This window comes from Terrabacter sp. 2RAF25, from assembly GCF_052115265.1.
Lineage (GTDB): Bacteria > Actinomycetota > Actinomycetes > Actinomycetales > Dermatophilaceae > Terrabacter.
In genome coordinates, this window is record NZ_JBFRGJ010000002.1 from 292,412 (window position 1) to 311,020 (window position 18,609).

Here is an 18,609-nt window from a genome sequence, read left to right on the forward strand (position 1 = left end):
CGGGCACGCCGTCACACGAGGACGCCGAGCTCTGCCCCTTCCTCCGCCTGGGCGGATGCCGGTCGGTGGAACCGCAGGTAGAGCGAGGGGACGACGAACAGGCTGAGCAGGGTCGAGGTGGCGAGCCCACCGAGGATCACCACGGCGAGCGGGTGCTCGATCTCGTGCCCGGGCCGCTGGCCGAGGATAACGAGCGGCACCAGGGCCAGACCGGTCGCGAGCGTCGTCATGAGGATCGGCGCGAGCCGCTCCCGCGCAGCGCGCACGACGAGATCGACGCCGAACGGCTCCCCCTCCACCTCCTCGAGGTGCTGGGCGTGGTTGATCAACAGGATGCTGTTGCGCGCCGCGATGCCGAACACCGTGAAGAAGCCCACGAGCGACCCGAGCGACAGGATGCCCTCGCCGAGCCTCGCGGCCAGCACCCCACCCACGAGGGCCATCGGCAGGGTGAGGAACACGAGGGCAGCCAGACGCCAGCTGCGGAAGGACGCCTGAAGCAGCAGGAGGATCAGCACGGCGGCGACGACGGCGGAGGCGAGCAGCCGGCCCTGTGCGGTCTGCAGCTCCTTGTACTCGCCGAGCACCTCGGCGTGGTAGCCGAGCGGGTACTGGACGCCCGTGAGCTTGGCGTTGATGTCGTTGACGACGGAGGCCAGGTCCCGGCCCTCGACGGAGGCGCCGACGTCGAGCCGACGCGAGTCGCCCTGGCGCTCGATGCCATTCGGGTTGGGGGCCACCGTCACGGAGGCCACCTGGCTCAGCGGGACCTTCTTCCCTGACGGCGTGTCGATGGGCAGCCGCTCCAGGGCGGACACGTCGGCCCGGCTGGCCGGGGTGCCCCACACGACGACGTCGTACGCGCGCCCGGCCCGGAAGATGTCTCCGACCTCCTCGCCCGCCACCATCGTGGCAGCGGCGCGGCGCACGTCACCGGGCTTCAGGCCGAGCTTCTCGGCGGCATCGAGCTTCACCTCGACGTCGACCTGAGGGATGTCGGCCGAGATGTCGGTGTGGGCGGAGACGACACCCGGCACGGAGGAGATGAGGTCGAGGATCTCGGCGGACTTCTGGCGGAGCACGCCGAGGTCCTCGCCGTAGACGCGCACGATGATCGGCTCCTTGCCGCCGGTGAGCACCTCCTCGACGCGCTCGTCGAGGTAGGTCTGCACCTCGGCGAAGAGGCCCGGGTACTTGCCGGCGATCTCGTCGATCTGGTCGCGGGCGGACTTGTAGTCGGCGTCCGGCGCGAGGCTGATCCAGTTCTCGCCGAAGTTGACGCCGAAGACCTCCTCGCCGAGCAGCGCCTGCCCGATGTGCGCCCCGAAGCTGCGGACGCCCGGAACCGCCATGATCTCCTTGCTGACGGCCGTGGTCGTGCGTTCCGTCTCGTTGACGGACGTGCCTGGCACGCCCACCCAGTGCATCAGGAAGTCCCGCTCCTGGAACGCCGGGAACAGGCTCTGCCCGAGGCCCGAACCCACCCCGATGCCGAGGAGCGTCACAATCACGGCCGCCGCGTAGACGCGCCGGGGCCGCGCCACGACGCGGCGCAGTCCGGCGGCATAGTGCCTCTGCAGCCAGCGCACGACGGGCGACATGTGCCGCTCGACCGGCGCCCCTCGCAACAGGATGAGGCAGAGCGCCGGCGTCAGGGTCAGGGCGACCAGCATCGACGCGAGGATGGCGAGCGTGTAGGTCACGGCCAGCGGCCGGAAGAAGGCACCGGTCAGGCCGACCAGCAGGAAGACGGGGATCGAGGCGGCGACGATGATGAATGTCGCGTAGACGATCGGGCTGCGCACCTCGAGCGAGGCCCGCAGGATCACCGACGCCGTCGGCTCGCCGTCACCGGCCAGCCGCGACTCACGCAGCCGGCGCACGATGTTCTCGGCGTCGATGATGGCGTCGTCGACGACCGCGCCGAGCGCGATGACGAGACCCGCGAGGGTCATCGTGTTGATGGTCGCGCCGCGCCAGTGCAGCACGAGCAGGGCCATCATCAGCGACAGCGGGATCGTCAGCAGGCTGATCAGCGCGACGCGCCACTCGAAGAGGAAGAGCAGCAGGATCACGACGACGAGCAGGAACCCGAGGAACAGCGCCTGCGAGAGGTTGGAGATCGCGAGCTTGACGAAGTCGGCCTGCTGGAAGACGTGCGTGTCGAAGACGACGTCCGGCAGGCCCGGCTTCAGCTCGTCGATGGCCTTCTCGATGCCGGAGGTCAGGTCGATGGTGTTGGCCCACGGCAGCTTCTCGACGACGAGCATGACGCCCGGTTCCCCGTTGACGACGGCGCTGCCGATGAGCGGCTGGTGGTCCTCGGCGACCGTCGCGACGTCGCCCAGCGTGGTCGGCGACGCGGTGCCGTCGATGGGCACCTTCGCGAGGTCTGCCGGCGTGATGATGGGCAGCACGTTGCGGACCGGCATGCGCTGGTTCGTCGACTCGATCGTGCCACCGGTGCCGATGACGCTGCCGGAGGAGAACCGCAGCAGTCCGGAGTCGACGGCGGCCGCGGTCGTCTCCATGACCTGGTCGAGACTGACGTTGCGGGTGGCCATGCGGTCCGGTTCGGCCTGCACCGTCATGAGCTGGAGTCGCTCGTTCCAGATGGCGACGTTGGCGACGCCGGGCACCTGCAGCAACCGCGCCCGGATGTTCCAGTAGGCGCTCATCGACATCTGGATGATCGAGGACTTCGACGAGGTCATCCCGATCTGCATGGCCCGTCCGGTCGCCGAGACCGGCGCGAGGATGACGGGAGGTGCCGCCCACGTCGGCAGGGTCGGCGACACGATGGAGAGCCGCTCCTGGACGAGCTGGCGGGCGTGGAGCAGGTCCGTGTCGGCGGAGAAGAGCAGCTCGATCGACGACAGCTGCGGCACCGACCGCGAGCGCATGTCCTCGAGGCCCTGCAGACCGTTGAGGCCCTGCTCGAGCGGGACCGTCACGAGCTCCTCGACGTCCGAGGTGGACAGCCCCACGCTCGCGGTCTGGATCACGACCCGAGGCGGCGCGAACTCCGGGAACACGTCGACGCGCATCCGCGAGAGCGAGGTGATGCCGACGACCATGAGCGCGACCGAGGCGGCCACGACGAGGAAGCGGAGGCTGAGGCTCGTCCGGACGATCCAGGCGATGGGCGAGCGCCGCGTTCTCACTGCTCGCCGTCGATCTCCAGCTCGGCTCCGAGCACCTCGGGCGCGCCGACGACGACGACCGGGGTGCCGACAGCCGGGCCGGCGGTCAGGGTGGCGACGTCGCCCGCGATGGCGGCGACCGTGATCGGGGCGCGCTGGTACTTGTGGTCGCCGGTCTGCGTGTAGGTCCACGTGCTGCCGTCGAGGTAGTAGACGACCGCGGCATACGGGATCGTGAAGCGCCCGGCCGCCGCCTTGGCCACGGCCGCCGTCTTGAGGCCGATCGCCTCGGCGGCGTCGGCTCGCAGCGTGACGGCCTTGACGTCGCTGCCGGGAATCTCCTCGATGGCTGCCGGTGGGTCGGGCGTCGGCTCCTCGGGACTCGAACAGCCGGTGACGGCCACGGCGAGGACGGCCACACTGGCGAGGGACGACAGGGACCGGAGCATGCTCATCGGTCCACCTCCTTGGCTTGGGCACAGAGGGCTGGGACGACGAGGAGCACGACGAGGACGCTCGTGACGAGTCCGCCGATGACGGTGACGGCGAACGGCCGGAAGACCTCGGACCCCGCCCGGTCGCCGAGCACCACGACCGGCACGAGCGCCAGTGCCGTGATGACGGCGGTGCGCGCGACGGCCACGACCCTGCTGCGGGTCACGTCGGTGAGCAGCGGCGAGGCGACGGCGACCCCGGCCCCGTCGGGTGGTGCGGTGCCTGCCGACTCGACCGGCTCGGCCTCCAGCTGCAGGCTGCGCACCGTCGCGAGCCCGCCGACGAGGGTCAGCAACGTGGCGATGAGGAAGCCGAGCATCGCTCCGAGAGTGCCGAACCCGCCGACGAGGGGCGCGATCGCGATGCTGCCCGCGCCACCGAGTGGCGCCAGCAGGAGCAGCAGGGCCGCGGGCCGCCAGCGGCCGATCGCCGCCTGCAGCACGAGCAGGATCGCGATCAGGACGCCGAGCGCGACGAGCCCGACCCGGCGCGCGTCGGTCTGCCGGTCGACGGCGTTGCCGATCACCTGGAGGTGCGCCTCGGTGGGCATCGGCACGCGGGCGACGGCGGTGCGCACGTCGTCGAGGACGCCCTGCGCGTTGGAGCCGGTCACGTCGGCGACGACGTCGACGGAGCGCATCACCTGGTCGTGGACGATCGAGGCAGGTTCGGACCCGACGGTCACCTTGGCGACATCACCCAGCCGCACCTGCTTGCCCGACGGCGTGTCGACGCGAAGGTCCTGAAGGGTCGAGAGGTTCGCCCGGGCGGTCGGCGTGCCGAGCACGACGACGTCGAAGACCTTGGCCTGCTCGTACAGGTTGCCGACCGTGAGGCCGGAGACGAGCGTGGTGGTCTCGCGGCGCACGTCGCCGGGCCGCAGGCCGTAGCGTTGCGCGGCGGCCAGGTTCACCTCGACGTTGACCGTCGGCTGCATCGGCGTCGGGAGGACCCGCGCGGCCGAGACGCCGGAGACCTCCGAGAGCTGGTCGGCGACCTGCCCGGCAGCCTTCTGCAGGCTGGAAAGGTCCTGGCCGAGCACGCGTACGACGACATCGTGCTCGCCGGCGGCCGTCGCGACCGCCAGCCGGTCCTGGGCGTAGGTCAGCACGTCGACCCGGACGCCGGGGTAGCCCTTGGCGACGCGGTCGATCGCGTCTCGGGTGGCGGCGTAGTCCGCTGACTCGTCGAGCCGCACCCACAGCTCACCGGCGTTGACGTCGCCGAGCTGGTCGGAGGTCACGGCGCGGCCGTTGTGTCCGGCGACCGAGGTGACACCGTCGACGGCCTTGAGCCGGGTGGCCATGAGTCCCGCCAGCCGGTTCATCTCAGGGAGCGACGTCCCTTGCGCGGCCTGGACGGTGAGCAGCACGTCGCGGTCGCGAGCCTGCGGCACGAGGGCGCTGCTCGAGAGCTGCGGTAGTGCGGTCAGTGCCACGAGCAGGAGCACCCCGGCCGCCGCCCACGCGAGCACGGCTGCCTCTGCGAAGCGGTCGGCGAGGCGCCGGACTGCGACGGTCGCCCGGCCCAGCGGGACCCGGGACGACTCCGGCCGCGGTGGGCCCTGCAGGAGCAGGTGGATCAGGGCCGGGGTCAGGGTGAGCGACACGAGCAGCCCGACGCCCATCGCCAGGGCGAGTGCCCCGACGAGAGGTCGGCTGAAGGCCGCTGCCGACGGGCCGAGCGCCAGGGTCGGCGTCAGGGCGAGTGCACCGACGAGCAGCCCGACCGCGGTGTTGCGCATGGTGCTGCGCAGCGTGCGGGACACGAGCTCGCCCGCCGTCAGCCGGTGCGGTGCCTGCTCCTGGGCGCGGGCCTGGGTCCTGACGGCGTCGACGTCGGCCGCCGCGACGGCGAACGTCACGACCGCGGCGACGAGCATCGCCGAGAGCGTGAAGCTCGTGAACGTCTCACCGAGGAGGTAGAGCACGGTGAACGTGCCGGCCAGCGTGACCGTGACGGCCGCGCCGAGGACGAGCGCGACGCGCCACGACCGGAACAGCGCCCAGCTGCCGAGCACGAGCACGAGGAGCGCGAGCCCGCCCGCCAGACCGACGTTGCGCAGAGCGCTCTCGAGGTAGCTCGCGGGCCGGTAGACCGACGAGTCGACGGTGATCCCACCCAGCCCGGGCGCGAGGCTGGCCATGGCCGCCTCGACGTCGCGCGTGACCTGCGCGGTGTCGGCCCCCGGGAACTTCTGCACGACGAGGAAGAGGGTCGGGTCGGCGTTGACCGCGTCGCCGATGAGCGGCTGGTGGTCCTCGATGACCTTGGTGACGTCCGACAGCCTCAGCGGGGGCGTCGTGCCCTCGATGGTCACCTCGCCGAGAGTGCCCGCGGTGGTGATCGGCAGGATGTGCTGCACGGCCAGGCGCTGGGTCGGGCCCTCGACGAAGCCGCCCGTCCCGGGCGTCGACGCCTCGACGAACGTCAGCGGCGAGACCCACAGGGCGTTGCCGGCCGTCTCGATGACCTGCGTGAGGGTCACGCCCTTGCTGCTCAGCGTCGCCGGGTCGGCCTGGATCTGGAGCTGTCGGTCGCGCATGCCGTAGACCGACACGTTGGCCACGCCGGGGATGCCCATGAGACGTGGGCGCACCTTCCACCGCGCGAGGACCGACATGTCGATGAGGGAGACGCTCTTGGACGTGAGCCCGATCATCGACACGCGGCTCGTCGAAGCGAGCGGCTCGACCATCACCGGTGCGCTGCCAACGTTCGGAAGGGCGTGCGCCTGGGTGAGCCGCTCCTGCACCATCTGGCGGGCGGCATAGAGGTCGGTGCCCGCCTCGAAGACGACGTCGATGGCCGACAATCCGGCCTGCGAGCGGGAGTGGATGCGGTCGAGCCAGGGCACGCCGTTGAGCAGGTCCTGTTCGAGCGGCACGGTGACCAGCTGCTCGACCTCGGCAGCGGACAGACCGAGAGCCTCCGTCTGCACCTGGACGGAGGGCGGCATGAACTCGGGGAGGAAGTCGACCTTGGCCGAGCCCAGCTGGGAGCCGGCGAGGACGAGGACCCCGATGGCTGCGGCGATGGCGAGACGCCCGAACCGCGGACTGCCCTCCCGCGTGCGGCCCGGCCTGCCCGTCGCGGGCCCACCAGCCACCGCCTCGTCGACGACCCCGTCGGCCGGCGCCCCGGTCGGCGCCCCGGCAGCGAGGGGACCGGAATCCACGGACCCCGTCCCCGTCGGCGAAGTCCTGCGTCGGAGTCCCGGAATTCCCATTTCGAACCCCTCCCACGCTGCCATACGTCTTTACTTGGGAAGCGACGCTACTTCGGAGGTGGTCACGTGGTCGTCCAGCCCAGGGACAGACTCGGCCTCCTCCGAACGCGGGCGGAGCTCGTCCTTCGCGGAGGTCAGGATCGGCCGCTGGGCACCCTCGGGGTCCACCGCCAGGTGGAGGTAGATGACTACGCCACGATGGTCACCTCGGCGGTGGTCCGAGCGCCCGAACCGCCTGCCCCACAACCGGGCTGGCGGCCGCCCATCTCCGACGTCGCTCTCGTCGTGCTCGTCACGACGCTGTCGCTCGTCAGCTTCCTCGACCAGTCCTCGCTCACCTTCGAGACCGACGACGCCGACCTGCACTACGCCGGCCCCGACACGACGGGGGCGGTCGAGATCGTGCTCGGCACCTCGGCACTCGCGTGGCGCCGGCGCGCACCGGGAGTCGTCCTCGCGGTCAGCGTCCTCTCGTCGTTCGTGCGCTACTGGCAGCGCTACCCGGTGCCGGCCCTGCCCTTCGCGGTCATCATCGCGGTCTACACCACGGCACAGCTGTGGCCGCTGGCACGGTCCGCGTGGTCGCTGCTCGCGGTGTGCGCCCTGATGGCCTTCGGCGTGCTGGTCTTCCTCAGCCCCGGTGAGTACGAGGAGGCGCTCACCGAGGTGACGACCCTCGTGTGCGCCTGGTCGCTGGGTCGTGGGGTGCGGCTGCAGAAGGTCCGAACCCGGCTCCTCGAGCAGCACGCCCGGCTGCTCGAGGACCGCACCGAGCAGCTCGCCCGCGAGAGAGCGACGCTCGCAGCCCTGTCGTCCGCCCGCGAGCGCGCGACGATCGCCCGCGAGCTGCACGACATCGTGTCCGGTGACGTGGGCGTGATCGTGCTCCGCGCCGGCGCCGCGCGCCGCAGCCTGAGAAGCGACGAACCTGCCGTACGCGATGCGCTCACGTCGATCGAGGCGCTGGGCAAGGGCGCGCTCGCCGACATGCGCCGCCTCGTCGGGGTGCTCCACGCCGACCCCGGAGATGCCCTCCCGATCCGGTCCCCGCGCCTCGACCAGCTCGAGAGCCTCGTCGACAGCGTCGCCCAGACCGGCACCGTCGTCCGCCTCGAGGTCACGGGAGAGCGGCGTACGCTGCCCCCGGCCACCGAGCTCAACGCGTACAGGATCGTGCAGGAGGGGCTGAGCAACGCGCTCAAGCACGCCGCCGGATCGTCCGTCGAGGTACGCGTCGACTACGGCACCGACGCACCCGACGTCCTGCACGTGATCGTCCGCGACCACGGCGGCGGCCGCAGCCAGGCCGGCTCGTCGGGCCGCGGGCTCGAGGGGATGCGCCAGCGCGTCGCCTCGGTCGGCGGGACCATCGAGCTCGGCCTGGCCGACGACGGCGGCTTCGTCGTCGACGCCCGCCTGCCGGTCGGCGGCGGTGGTCCCACGTGACCATCCGGGTGCTCGTCGCCGAGGACCAGCCGCTCATGCGGACCGCGCTGCGCGACTGCCTCGAGACCGACCCCGGCATCGAGGTCGTGGCCGAGGCCGGCAACGGGGAGCAGGCCGTCGAGCTCGCCCGCACCAGCGCCCCCGACGTCGCGCTCGTCGACATCCGGATGCCCGTGATGGACGGCATCGAGGCGACCCGTCTCATCGTCGACGGCGGCGTCCACGCGCCCCGAGTCATCGTCATGACGACGTTCGACCTCGACGAGTACATCGTCAGTGCGCTGCGTGCCGGTGCGAGCGGCTTCCTCCTCAAGGACGCCACCGCGGAGGAGCTCATGCACGCCGTGCGCACCGTGGCCGCCGGCGACGCCCTGCTCGCCCCCGGAGTGACTCGGCGGCTCCTCGACAGCTACGCCCGGTTCCTGCCGGCGCCCTCGCACGGCACCCCGGCGACCGACCTCACGCCCCGCGAGCTCGACGTGCTCAAGCTCGTGGCACGCGGGCAGACCAACGCCCAGATCGCGGCCGGACTCTATGTCGCCGAGAGCAGCGTGAAGACCCATGTGGGCCACCTGCTCGTGAAGCTGAGGGTGCGTGACCGCGTGCACCTCGTCATCCACGCCTACGAGTCCGGTCTGGTGCGGCCGGGGTCGCTGAGGGCCGAGACCGCCGAAGTCTCCGAGTCCGTCGGGCCGGTGGAGTCCGTCGAGTAGGCCGGCCGCCCCGGCTCCGGCCGGCTGCGTCAGGGGCGGGGGTCGAGGGCGTCGTAGTCGCGGAACGAGCTCACCCGGGCGACGGTGACGACGACGAGCACCACGACGAGGACCCCGCCGAAGACGGACGGGACCCACGTGGCAGTCAGGGTCGCCAGCGTGCCGGCGAACATCTGGCCCAGCCGTGGACCGCCGGTGACGACGACCGTGAAGACACCCTGCGTGCGCCCACGGAGATGGTCGGGCACGGCCGACTGCAGGATCGACTGGCGGAAGATCGCGCTGATGTTGTCGGCCCCGCCCGACACGGCGAGACAGACCGCTGCGCCCGCGAGCGCCCACCGGTTGACGTCGCCGAAGTCCATCGACGCGACGGCCGAACCGCCGAGGGTCGTCACCGCCAGCACGATGCCGAAGCCGAGGATGCCGAGGCCGTACGCGACGATCGAGTCGCGGATCGCCCTGCCCTGCCAGCGCAGCCCGGTCACCCGCCCGGAGCCGAGGCTCGAGACGATGCCGCCGACCGCGAACGACGCGAGCAGGATGCCGGCCGTCACCGAGCCGCCGCCGATGACGATGGCGCCGACGGCCGGGAAGAGCACCATCGGCTGCCCGAAGGTCATGGCGATGATGTCGACGACGAAGCTCATGCGGACGTTGGGTGCCCTGCGCAGGTGCGCGAGCCCGTCGACGACCGACCGGAAGCCACCGGTCGTCGGCCGCTCCCCCTCCGGCGTGATGTGCGGCAGCGTCCAGAGACCGAAGAAGCCGGCGAAGAAGAGGATGACGTCGATGGTGTAGGTCCAGGCGTAGCCCGCGCGGGCGACGAGGACACCAGCGACACCGGGCCCGACCGTCACCATGACTCCGGCCGAGATGCCGAGCAGCGCAGCGGCTTTCGGCAGCTGCTCCTTGGGCAGCAGCCGTGGCGTGATCGCCTGGCGGGTCGCCGAGGCGATCGTGGCCGCGACGGCGTTGACCGTCGTGATGACGTAGAACATCCAGACGTGCGCGGCGCCGATCCACGCGACCGTCGCGAGGACGACCGTCGAGGCCCACGCGACGGTCGAGGCCGACAGTGCGACGGTGCGCCGGTCGAAGCGGTCGGCGATGGCCCCACCGTAGAGGCCGGCGACGATCATCGGGAGCAGGGAGAACCACGCCACGAGCGAGACCATGAAGGTCGAGCGGGTGAGGTCGTAGATGTGCAGGCCGACAGCCGTGTTGGTCACGAAGGTGCCGATGCCGGCGAGGGTGTTGCCGAACCAGAGCCGGGCGAAGGCGGGGCTGACCCGCAGCGGCGTGAGGTCGATGAAATGTGACCGGCGTTCGGGTGCGCCGGGCTCGACGCTGATGTCGGGTCCGGGAGAAGCGTCGGTCACAGAGCGACGCTACGCCACGGCGAGCGAGCCCGAGTCGACGGGGACGCAGGCGGGGACGTGCCGCAGCCGGGACCCGTCGCGCACCCACACCCACCGACCGCCGGCCGTGCGCCGGGCGACCTGCGTGCGCACCGAGCCGTCGGCGGCGGACGACGTCGTCATGGCGAGGTCGCCGGTGACGATGGCCCGCGACACGACGGCGACGTCGAACGGGCCCAGCGCGCGGGCGGCGATCGCGGCGGCGAAGGCGGCGCGGATGGCCGCGGGCCCGGCCGCCTCACGACCGTGCGGGAGGCTCACGACGGCGTCGGCCGCATACAGCCCGACGATGCCGTCGAGGTCGCCGGCGGTCGCGAGCTCGACGAAGCGGGCCTCGAGGGCCTCGGGGGTGCCTGCCCCCACTGCCGGCTGCGGTGTCGTCGTCATGGACACACCGTGTCATCGCCCACCGACACCGGCCCCTCGCGGCGCCCGCCCCCACCGCCATCGGGCCCGGTCGCCCACCGCGCGAGGCGATCTGCGACACGGTGTCCGAGATGTCCGGAAAGAGGAGTCGGATCGCTTCGGCCTTGCGGCCGACCTCGGCGGTGTTGAATGGGGATCATGTCGCCTCGCCCCGTCCACGTCACTTTCGTGTGCAGCGGCAACATCTGCAGGTCGCCCATGGGTCACGTGATCCTCCAGCGGATGGTCGACGACGCCGGTCTGCGCGACCACGTGCGGGTCAGCTCGAGCGGCACGGGCGACTGGCACGTCGGCGAGCACGCCGACCCGCGCACGGTCGCCGAGCTCGCCCGGCACGGCTACGACGGCAGCCGGCACCGCGCTCGTGAGTTCGATCCCGACGAGTTCGACGACGTCGACCTCGTGCTCGCCTCCGACGAGGGTCACGTGCGCACGCTCCAGCGGCTGGCGCGCACGCCGGCCAACCGTCGCAAGATCCGCCTCGTGCGCGAGTTCGATCCCGAAGCCGTCGCGGCCGGCACCCTCGAGACCGGCGACCCCTGGTACGGCGGAGAGGACCACTTCGCCCGGTGTTTCGCAGAGGTGGAGGCCGCGTGTCGTGGCATCCTTCACCACGTCAGGGACCAGCTGGAAAGTCGGCTGGACGGTCGACCGGACGTCCTCGAGGACCAGCCGGACGCCGGGCGGCCCTGACCCCGACGCGAGACCTGAGCCACGACCGTGCCTGATTTTCCCTACGGATCCCCTTGCTGGGTCGACCTGCTCGTCAGCGACGTCCCGCGAGCGAAACGCTTCTACACCGAGCTCTTCGGCTGGCAGTGGGTCGCCGGCGACTCCGCGACCGGCGGCTACACGATGGCGCTGCTCGACGGCCACCCCGTCGCCGGCATCAGCCGCAAGCCCGACGGCGCCCCGGTCCCGAGCCAGTGGACCACCTACCTGCGCGTCGGTGACATCGACGTCGCCGCGAGCGCCATCAAGGCCTACGGCGGCCGCACCATCGGTCGGCCGGTCCCCCTCGGCGCCCTCGCCAGCACCCTCATCGCCGTCGACCCGGGCGGCACGTACTTCGGGGTGTGGCAGCCGCGCGACCTGCCCGGCAGCGGCCTGCTCGACGAGCCCGGCTCGCTGACGTGGAACGAGCTGCTCACGCGCGCCTATGACCGGGTGCAGGCCTTCCAGCACGCGGTCTTCGGCCACGAGTTCACCGACGAGACCGAGCCCGACGGCCCGCGCTGGTCGACCGCACACACGGGTGACGGCAACCCCGCATACGGCCTCTCCGAGATCAGCGACGACTGGCCGGCGTCGATCCCGTCGCACTGGGTCGCCTCGTTCGCCACGCACGACGTGGCCCGCTCGCTCGAGCGGGCGCTCGTCAACGGCGCCACGGTGCTCCAACCGCCGTTCGACGGGCCCTACGGCTTCGGCGCGGTCGTGAGCGGCCCTGAGGGAGAAGTCTTCTCGCTCCTCGTTCCCGATCTCGACTAGACGCCCGAGGACGTATGCCGTCGGGCCGGGCGGCGTGCCCACCGGACCCTCGTGGACGGCATACGGAACACCCCTCGGGCTCTGGGAGGATGGGGGTCATGGCTTCGCTCGCTGACGCAACCCCGCCCATCGCGCTCGGGGCGCTCGACGGCCGCTACCGCGGTGCCGTCGCCGCCCTCGTCGACCACCTGTCGGAGGCGGCGCTCAACCGCGAGCGCGTGCACGTCGAGGTCGAGTGGCTCGTTCACCAGACGAGCAACGGGGTCGTCCCCGGGGTGCGCAAGCTCAGCGACGACGAGGTGGCGGCGTTGCGAGCCGTCGTCGAGACCTTCGGGCCCGACGAGGTCGCAGAGCTCGGCGAGATCGAGCGGGTGACGGTGCACGACGTCAAGGCCGTCGAGTACTTCCTGAAGAAGCGCCTCACGGCGATCGCCCCGGCCGACGCCGACAAGGGCCTCGCCGAGCTGATCCACTTCGGCTGCACGAGCGAGGACATCAACAACCTCGCCTACGCACTCATGGTCAAGGGCGCGGTCGAGCAGGTCTGGCTGCCCAAGGCGCAGGCGCTCGTCGACCAGGTGTCGGAGATGGCGCACGAGCTCAAGGACGTCCCGCTGCTCGCCCACACCCACGGCCAGCCGGCGACGCCGACGACGATGGGCAAGGAGCTCGCCGTCCTCGCGCACCGCCTCGGTCGGCAGCTGCGCCGCATCGGCACGCAGGAGTACCTCGGCAAGTTCAACGGCGCCACCGGCACGTTCGGCGCCCACGCCCTCGCCCTGCCCGACGTCGACTGGCCTGCCGTGTCGCGCGCCTTCGTCGAGGGCCTCGGCCTCACCTGGAACCCCCTCACGACCCAGATCGAGAGCCACGACTGGCAGGCCGAGCTCTACGCCGACGTCGCCCGGTTCAACCGCATCCTGCACAACCTCTGCACCGACGTGTGGACCTACATCTCGATGGGCTACTTCGCGCAGGTGCGCGGCCAGGGCACCGTCGGCTCGTCGACCATGCCGCACAAGGTCAACCCGATCCGGTTCGAGAACGCCGAGGCCAACCTCGAGGTCTCCAACGCGCTGCTCGACGTGCTCGGCGGCACCCTCGTCCAGAGCCGCCTCCAGCGCGACCTCACCGACTCGAGCATGCAGCGCAACATCGGCACGGCCTTCGGCCACTCGATGCTCGCGCTCGACAACGTGTCGCGCGGCCTCGCCGGGCTCGACGCCGTGCCCGAGCGCATGGCGGCCGACCTCGAGGCCAACTGGGAGGTGCTCGGAGAGCCGATCCAGTCGGCGATGAGGGCCCTTGGCGCACAGGGGGTTCCGGGCATGGAGGAGCCCTACGAGCGGCTCAAGGAGCTCACCCGTGGCCGCCGCGTCGGTGGCGACGAGGTGCGCGAGTTCGTCCGTGGCCTCGGACTGCCGGCCGGGGTCGAGGCGCGGTTCGTCGCGCTGACCCCACAGACCTACACCGCGCTGGCGAGCCGCCTCGTCGACGACTACCTCGCCTGACGCCTCCTGCGCTCCGTCGAGCGCGACGCGCGCGGGCTGCCGTCCCGAAGGACATACGAAGTCCGCGCCGCCGGGGCAGTCACGCTGCTCAGCACCGCCCGGGACGGGGTTTGTGTGTCGGCGGGGCCGGCCGACACGGTCCGGGCTACCGTGCGGAGGCATGGTGCGCTCCCGCAAGGCCCGGCTGTCCGACCTCGACGAGATCGCGCTGGCCCTGCCCGAGGTGACTCGCGAGCCCCCTGAAGGGGGCCGGCCGGCATACCTCGTCAAGGGCAAGACGTTCATGTTCTCCCGAGGCCCGCGCAAGGACGCCTTCGACCCCGACACGGGCGAGCTCTACGACGACGTGCTCGCCTTCTCGTGCACCGCGGAGGACAAGGAGGCGATGGTCGGCGACGACTCGAGCCCCTGGTTCACGACGCCGCACTGGAACGGCTACAACGCCGTGCTGCTGCTCGAGCGCGACCTCCCCAGGATCACCCTGGCCGAGCTGCGCGAGGTGCTCACCGACGCCTGGCTGGCCAAGGCGCCCAAGCGACTGGCTGCCACCTTCGTCCCAGAATCGCCGTGATCGGGAGCGCGCTCGGAAATACCCCGCCTGGGTATGCTGTTGTCGCAGACGAGGAGGTGCATACGTGCCCGGATACACCGGAAGCAAGGACGACTACCTGAAGCGGCTGCGACGCATCGAGGGGCAGGTGCGCGGCGTGCAGAAGATGGTCGACACCGACACCTACTGCATCGACATCCTGACCCAGGTCAGCGCGATCACCAAGGCGCTGCAGGCCGTGAGCCTGGGCCTGCTCGAGGACCACGTGGCGCACTGCGTCGTCGACGCCGCGCGCGAGTCCGACGAGGCCGCTCAGGAGAAGGTGCGCGAGGCGGCCGACGCCATCGCCCGCCTCGTCCGCAGCTGAGGCCCACACCGACCGAACCCGCATCGACGAAGCAACCGCACCGAACCCGCCCGAGGAGGCAACCCCGATGAGCACCCAGACCGAGATCACCGTCGCCGGCATGACGTGCGCGCACTGCACCGCCGCGGTCAGCCAGGAGCTGTCGGCCCTGCCGGGGGTCGTGGCCGTCGCGGTCGACCTGCACCCGGGCGAGGACTCCCCCGTCACCATCACGAGCGAGGCCCCACTCGACCCGGCCGTCGTCGCCGACGCCGTCGCCGAGGCGGGCTACAGCCTCCGATGAGCGAGGGGCGGGCAGCGGTGACGCCCAGCGAGCAGACCCCTGAGGAGGTCCGACTCGCGATCACCGGCATGACCTGCGCCTCCTGCTCCGCGCGCATCGAGCGCAAGCTGTCCAAGGTCGCCGGCGTCGAGTCCGCGACGGTCAACCTCGCCACCGAGAAGGCCCGCGTCTCCTTCTCGGCGCCCGTGACGGTCGACCAGATCATCGCCGAGGTGAAGAAGACCGGCTACGGCGCCAGCGTCGTCGACGCGCCATCCAGCGCCCCAACCACGTATGCCGTGCCGCCCGACCCGCCGCAGCCCGCGGCAGGCGCCCTGCTGGAGAAGCTGCGCGCCCAGGAGCTGTCCCGCCAGAAGGCGGCGCCCCCGCCGGACCGGCCCGCATCGCCTCCTCCTGCTGCCGACCACCTCGAGCACACCCCCGCGCAGGACGTCATCCGGCCGCGACTGGTCGCCGCGGTCGCGCTCACGGTTCCGGTGCTGGTCCTCGCCATGTTCCTGCCCTCGCTCGGTGCGAGCCCGTGGCTGCAGCTGCTGCTCGCGACGCCGGTCGTGGTCTGGTGCGCCTGGCCGTTCCACCGGGCGGCGGCCGTCAACGGCCGCCACCTCGCGTCGACCATGGACACCCTCGTGTCGCTGGGCGTCGCTGCCGCATACGGCTACTCGGTCGTCGAGCTGCTCACGGGGTCCGGCGGCGAGATGCACCTCTACTTCGAGGTCGCCGCCGTCGTGACGACGTTCCTGCTGGCCGGACGCTTCCTCGAGGCGCGTGCCAAGGACTCCGGCAAGGACGCCCTGCGCTCGCTCCTCGACCTCGGCGCCAAGGACGTCGCCGTGCTGCGCATCGACCCGCAGACGCGGATCACGAGCGAGACCCGCGTGCCCATCGAGCAGCTCGTCGTCGGCGACCAGTTCATCGTGCGCCCGGGCGAGAAGGTCGCGACCGACGGTCTCGTGCTCGACGGGTCGAGCGCGGTCGACGCCAGCCTGGTCACCGGCGAGTCCACGCCGGTCGACGTCGGCCCGGGCGACGAGGTCACCGGCGGCTCGGTCAACACGACCGGACGCATCGTCGTGGAGGCCCGCAGGGTCGGGGCCGACACGATGCTCGCCGGCATCCAGCGGCTCGTCGAGACCGCGCAGACGGGCAAGGCGAAGGTGCAGCGTCTCGCCGACCGGGTCTCGGCCGTGTTCGTGCCGACCGTCCTCGTCATCGCCCTCGTCACGTTCGTCGCCTGGCTCGCGACCGGCCACGACCTCTCGCGCTCGCTCGCCGTCGCGGTGAGCGTGCTGATCATCGCCTGCCCGTGCGCCCTCGGGCTCGCGACGCCGACGGCACTGCTCGTGGGCACCGGCCGTGGTGCCCAGCTCGGCACGCTCATCAAGGGCCCGCAGGTGCTCGAGGACACGCGGCGGGTCGACACGGTCGTGCTCGACAAGACCGGCACCGTCACCACGGGCCAGCTGCGGCTGCGCAGCATCGCGGTGCGCGGCCGGCTCTCGAAGAAGGCTGCGCTCACCGCCGCGGCCGCGGTCGAGCAGGGCAGCGAGCACCCCATCGCACGCGCGGTCGTCGAGGGCGCGGCCCTCGCCCGCATAGACCTGCCCCGCATCCGTGACTTCCAGTCGAACCCGGGCGAAGGGGCGAGCGCCCGCATCAAGGACACCGAGGTCACCGTCGGCAAGGCCGCCCTCTTCGAGAGCGTCGACCCGGCGCTCGTCGAGCACGCGTCACGGCAGGCGGGCACCACGGTCTTCGTCGGTTGGGACGGCGCCGCCGAGGCAGCCCTCACCGTCGAGGACACCGTGCGCGACACGTCGAAGGCCGCGATCGACCGGCTGCGTGCGCTCGGCCTCACCCCCTACCTGCTCACCGGCGACAGCGCCTCCAACGCGCGCAGCGTCGCCGAGCAGGTCGGCATCCCGGCAGCCAACGTGCGCTTCGACGTCATGCCCGCCGACAAGCACCGCATCGTCACGGAGCTGCAGCAGCAGCGCAAGGTCGTCGCGATGGTCGGTGACGGTGTCAACGACGCCGCCGCCCTTGCCCAGGCCGACCTCGGGCTCGCCATGGGCTCGGGCACCGACGTGGCGATGGACTCCGCCGACATCGTGCTCGTGCGCACCGACCTCGACGCCGTCGGTGACGCGATCGGCCTCTCGCGCCAGACGCTTCGCGTCATCAAGCAGAACCTGGTCTGGGCGTTCGGCTACAACACCGCCGCGATCCCGCTCGCCGCCTTCGGCCTGCTCAACCCGATGATCGCCGGTGCAGCGATGGCCCTCTCGTCCGTGCTCGTCGTCGCGAACTCGCTCCGCCTCAAGCGCTGGCACCACTGACGGTCCCGGCCGGTTCGGCTGCTCTGGCCAGTCACAACTGCGGTTCACTGGTGACGTGGCCGCACAGGACCAGCGGGTCGGCATGGCGCGCCTGCCGGACGGCGGACGGGTCGCGTACGCCCTGACGGGCAGCGGCCCGTTCCTGCTCGTCGCCCCGGGATGGCTCAGCCACCTCGAGCTCGGCTGGGCGCTGCCGGCCGAGCGGCTCTTCCACGAGGCGCTGTCCGCGGGCCGCACCCTCGTGCGCTACGACCGCCCGGGCTGCGGACTCTCCGACCCCTACGACGGGCCGCGCACGATGGAGCTCGAGCTCGCCACCATCGATGCCGTGGTCGCCGCCGTCTCCGCCGTCCCCGCCGTCTCCGCCGTCCCCGCCGTCCCCGCCGTCCCCGCCGTCTCCGCCGACGCCGACCCTCTCCGGCTCGACCTGCTGGGCTGGTCGCTCGGCGCGCCGGTCGCGGCACAGTGGGCTGCCGACCGCCCGGGAACCGTGGAGCGCCTCGTGCTCTACGGCGGCTGGGCCAGCGGGGCCGCGATCGGCGACGACGACAGCAGGCGGCACGTCGTCGGACTGCTCGCCACCCACTGGGGACTGGGCTCGGACCTCCTCACCGACCTCTTCGCGCCGGAGGCCGACCCCGGCACGCGACGGGCCGTCGCCGACTACCAGCGCGCGGCCTCCTCGCGCGAGACTGCGGTCTCACTGCTGCGCCTCTCCTACGACATCGACGTGCGCGCGGCGCTGCCACGGGTCGAGGCGCCGACGCTCGTGCTGCACCGCCGCGGAGACCGGGCCGCGCCGTTCGACCAGGGCCGGGTCCTCGCCGAGCAGATCCGTGGCGCCACGTTCGTCGGGCTCGAGGGTCGCTCGCACCTGCCGGCCCTGGGCGACGCCGAGGCCGTGGTCACCGAGGTGCGCCGTTTCCTGGGCCTGCCCCGGCTGCGGCGCGCGGTCCCGAGCGGGCTCACGGCACGCCAGACCGAGGTCGCCGCCCTCGTGGCCCAGGGCCTGACCAACCGCGAGCTGGCCGAGCACCTGCACATCACCGAGCGGTCGGCCGAGTCCCACCTCGAGCGGATCCGTCTGAAGCTCGGGTTCCGGTCGCGGGCCCAGCTCGCGGCCTGGTACGTCGCCACCACCGCGCCCAAGTGAGGTGTTTTCCCGCCTGCGCCAGGCCCTTCGCGCTCCGCACGA

15 protein-coding genes are annotated in these 18,609 nt (G+C 71.9%); 10 read left to right on the plus strand and 5 right to left on the minus strand.

Going from position 1 to position 18,609, the window contains the following annotated elements; genetic code table 11:
• Positions 1–11 precede the first annotated feature (11 nt).
• Genes AB4091_RS04580 through AB4091_RS04590 form a run of 3 tightly spaced genes read right to left on the minus strand, consistent with a single transcriptional unit; the run spans position 12 to position 6,816 of the window.
• Positions 12–3,164, minus strand: coding sequence for an efflux RND transporter permease subunit (locus tag AB4091_RS04580; protein WP_442290542.1), 3,153 nt, complete (start codon positions 3,162–3,164; stop codon positions 12–14).
• Positions 3,161–3,598 carry a hypothetical protein gene (locus AB4091_RS04585; protein WP_442290543.1) on the minus strand — a complete coding sequence of 146 codons (438 nt, stop codon included), beginning with the start codon at positions 3,596–3,598 and terminating at the stop codon, positions 3,161–3,163. The genes AB4091_RS04580 and AB4091_RS04585 overlap by 4 nt, the downstream gene beginning before the upstream one ends.
• Positions 3,595–6,816 carry an efflux RND transporter permease subunit gene (locus AB4091_RS04590; protein ID WP_442290544.1) on the minus strand — a complete coding sequence of 1,074 codons (3,222 nt, stop codon included), beginning with the start codon at positions 6,814–6,816 and terminating at the stop codon, positions 3,595–3,597. The genes AB4091_RS04585 and AB4091_RS04590 overlap by 4 nt, the downstream gene beginning before the upstream one ends.
• A gap of 225 nt (positions 6,817–7,041) precedes the next feature.
• Between AB4091_RS04590 and AB4091_RS04595 the strand changes: the two genes are divergently transcribed.
• Together AB4091_RS04595 and AB4091_RS04600 are read left to right on the plus strand one after the other, a co-directional pair.
• Positions 7,042–8,313, plus strand: a complete 1,272-nt coding sequence (locus AB4091_RS04595; protein ID WP_442290545.1) for a sensor histidine kinase — start codon at positions 7,042–7,044, stop codon at positions 8,311–8,313.
• On the plus strand, positions 8,310–9,026 hold the full coding sequence (locus AB4091_RS04600; protein WP_442290546.1) for a response regulator: 717 nt from the start codon (positions 8,310–8,312) through the stop codon (positions 9,024–9,026). The genes AB4091_RS04595 and AB4091_RS04600 overlap by 4 nt, the downstream gene beginning before the upstream one ends.
• A 29-nt stretch (positions 9,027–9,055) precedes the next feature.
• On the opposite strand, the gene AB4091_RS04605 is transcribed toward AB4091_RS04600, so the two are convergent.
• Entirely contained in the window at positions 9,056–10,408 is a 1,353-nt protein-coding gene (locus AB4091_RS04605; protein WP_442290547.1) for an MFS transporter, read from the minus strand.
• Between the two features lie 9 nt (positions 10,409–10,417).
• The gene (locus AB4091_RS04610) at positions 10,418–10,834 is read right to left on the minus strand and encodes a nuclear transport factor 2 family protein (RefSeq protein WP_442290548.1); all 417 of its coding nucleotides are present in this window, start codon (positions 10,832–10,834) and stop codon (positions 10,418–10,420) included.
• 177 nt (positions 10,835–11,011) lie between these two features.
• Here AB4091_RS04610 and AB4091_RS04615 point away from each other — a divergent pair, with 177 nt between their 5' ends.
• From AB4091_RS04615 to AB4091_RS04650, 8 genes are all read left to right on the plus strand, one after another.
• Entirely contained in the window at positions 11,012–11,566 is a 555-nt protein-coding gene (locus AB4091_RS04615; protein ID WP_442290549.1) for a low molecular weight protein-tyrosine-phosphatase, read from the plus strand.
• A 27-nt stretch (positions 11,567–11,593) separates the two neighbouring features.
• Positions 11,594–12,364, plus strand: a complete 771-nt coding sequence (locus AB4091_RS04620) for a VOC family protein (protein ID WP_442290550.1) — start codon at positions 11,594–11,596, stop codon at positions 12,362–12,364.
• Between the two features lie 98 nt (positions 12,365–12,462).
• Positions 12,463–13,875 (plus strand): adenylosuccinate lyase, encoded by a 1,413-nt coding sequence (gene purB / locus AB4091_RS04625; RefSeq protein WP_442290551.1) that lies wholly within the window; start codon positions 12,463–12,465, stop codon positions 13,873–13,875.
• A gap of 160 nt (positions 13,876–14,035) precedes the next feature.
• Positions 14,036–14,446 (plus strand): MmcQ/YjbR family DNA-binding protein, encoded by a 411-nt coding sequence (locus AB4091_RS04630; RefSeq protein WP_442290552.1) that lies wholly within the window; start codon positions 14,036–14,038, stop codon positions 14,444–14,446.
• A 64-nt stretch (positions 14,447–14,510) separates the two neighbouring features.
• Positions 14,511–14,792 carry a metal-sensitive transcriptional regulator gene (locus tag AB4091_RS04635; protein WP_442290553.1) on the plus strand — a complete coding sequence of 94 codons (282 nt, stop codon included), beginning with the start codon at positions 14,511–14,513 and terminating at the stop codon, positions 14,790–14,792.
• Positions 14,793–14,859: 67 nt separating this feature from the next.
• Positions 14,860–15,075 carry a heavy-metal-associated domain-containing protein gene (locus tag AB4091_RS04640; protein WP_442290554.1) on the plus strand — a complete coding sequence of 72 codons (216 nt, stop codon included), beginning with the start codon at positions 14,860–14,862 and terminating at the stop codon, positions 15,073–15,075.
• Positions 15,072–17,414 (plus strand): heavy metal translocating P-type ATPase, encoded by a 2,343-nt coding sequence (locus tag AB4091_RS04645; RefSeq protein ID WP_442290555.1) that lies wholly within the window; start codon positions 15,072–15,074, stop codon positions 17,412–17,414. The genes AB4091_RS04640 and AB4091_RS04645 overlap by 4 nt, the downstream gene beginning before the upstream one ends.
• A gap of 55 nt (positions 17,415–17,469) precedes the next feature.
• On the plus strand, positions 17,470–18,567 hold the full coding sequence (locus AB4091_RS04650) for an alpha/beta fold hydrolase (RefSeq protein WP_442290556.1): 1,098 nt from the start codon (positions 17,470–17,472) through the stop codon (positions 18,565–18,567).
• Positions 18,568–18,609 lie beyond the last annotated feature (42 nt).

What these genes read in the sequence shown, in the direction of transcription:
- AB4091_RS04585 (WP_442290543.1), bottom strand. Translation starts at nt 3,598, where the DNA reads ATGAGCATGCTCCGGTCCCTGTCGTCCCTCGCCAGTGTGGCCGTCCTC.
- AB4091_RS04610 (WP_442290548.1), bottom strand. Translation starts at nt 10,834, where the DNA reads ATGACGACGACACCGCAGCCGGCAGTGGGGGCAGGCACCCCCGAGGCC.
- AB4091_RS04615 (WP_442290549.1), top strand. Translation starts at nt 11,012, where the DNA reads ATGTCGCCTCGCCCCGTCCACGTCACTTTCGTGTGCAGCGGCAACATC.
- purB (WP_442290551.1), top strand. Translation starts at nt 12,463, where the DNA reads ATGGCTTCGCTCGCTGACGCAACCCCGCCCATCGCGCTCGGGGCGCTC.
- AB4091_RS04630 (WP_442290552.1), top strand. Translation starts at nt 14,036, where the DNA reads ATGGTGCGCTCCCGCAAGGCCCGGCTGTCCGACCTCGACGAGATCGCG.
- AB4091_RS04640 (WP_442290554.1), top strand. Translation starts at nt 14,860, where the DNA reads ATGAGCACCCAGACCGAGATCACCGTCGCCGGCATGACGTGCGCGCAC.
- AB4091_RS04645 (WP_442290555.1), top strand. Translation starts at nt 15,072, where the DNA reads ATGAGCGAGGGGCGGGCAGCGGTGACGCCCAGCGAGCAGACCCCTGAG.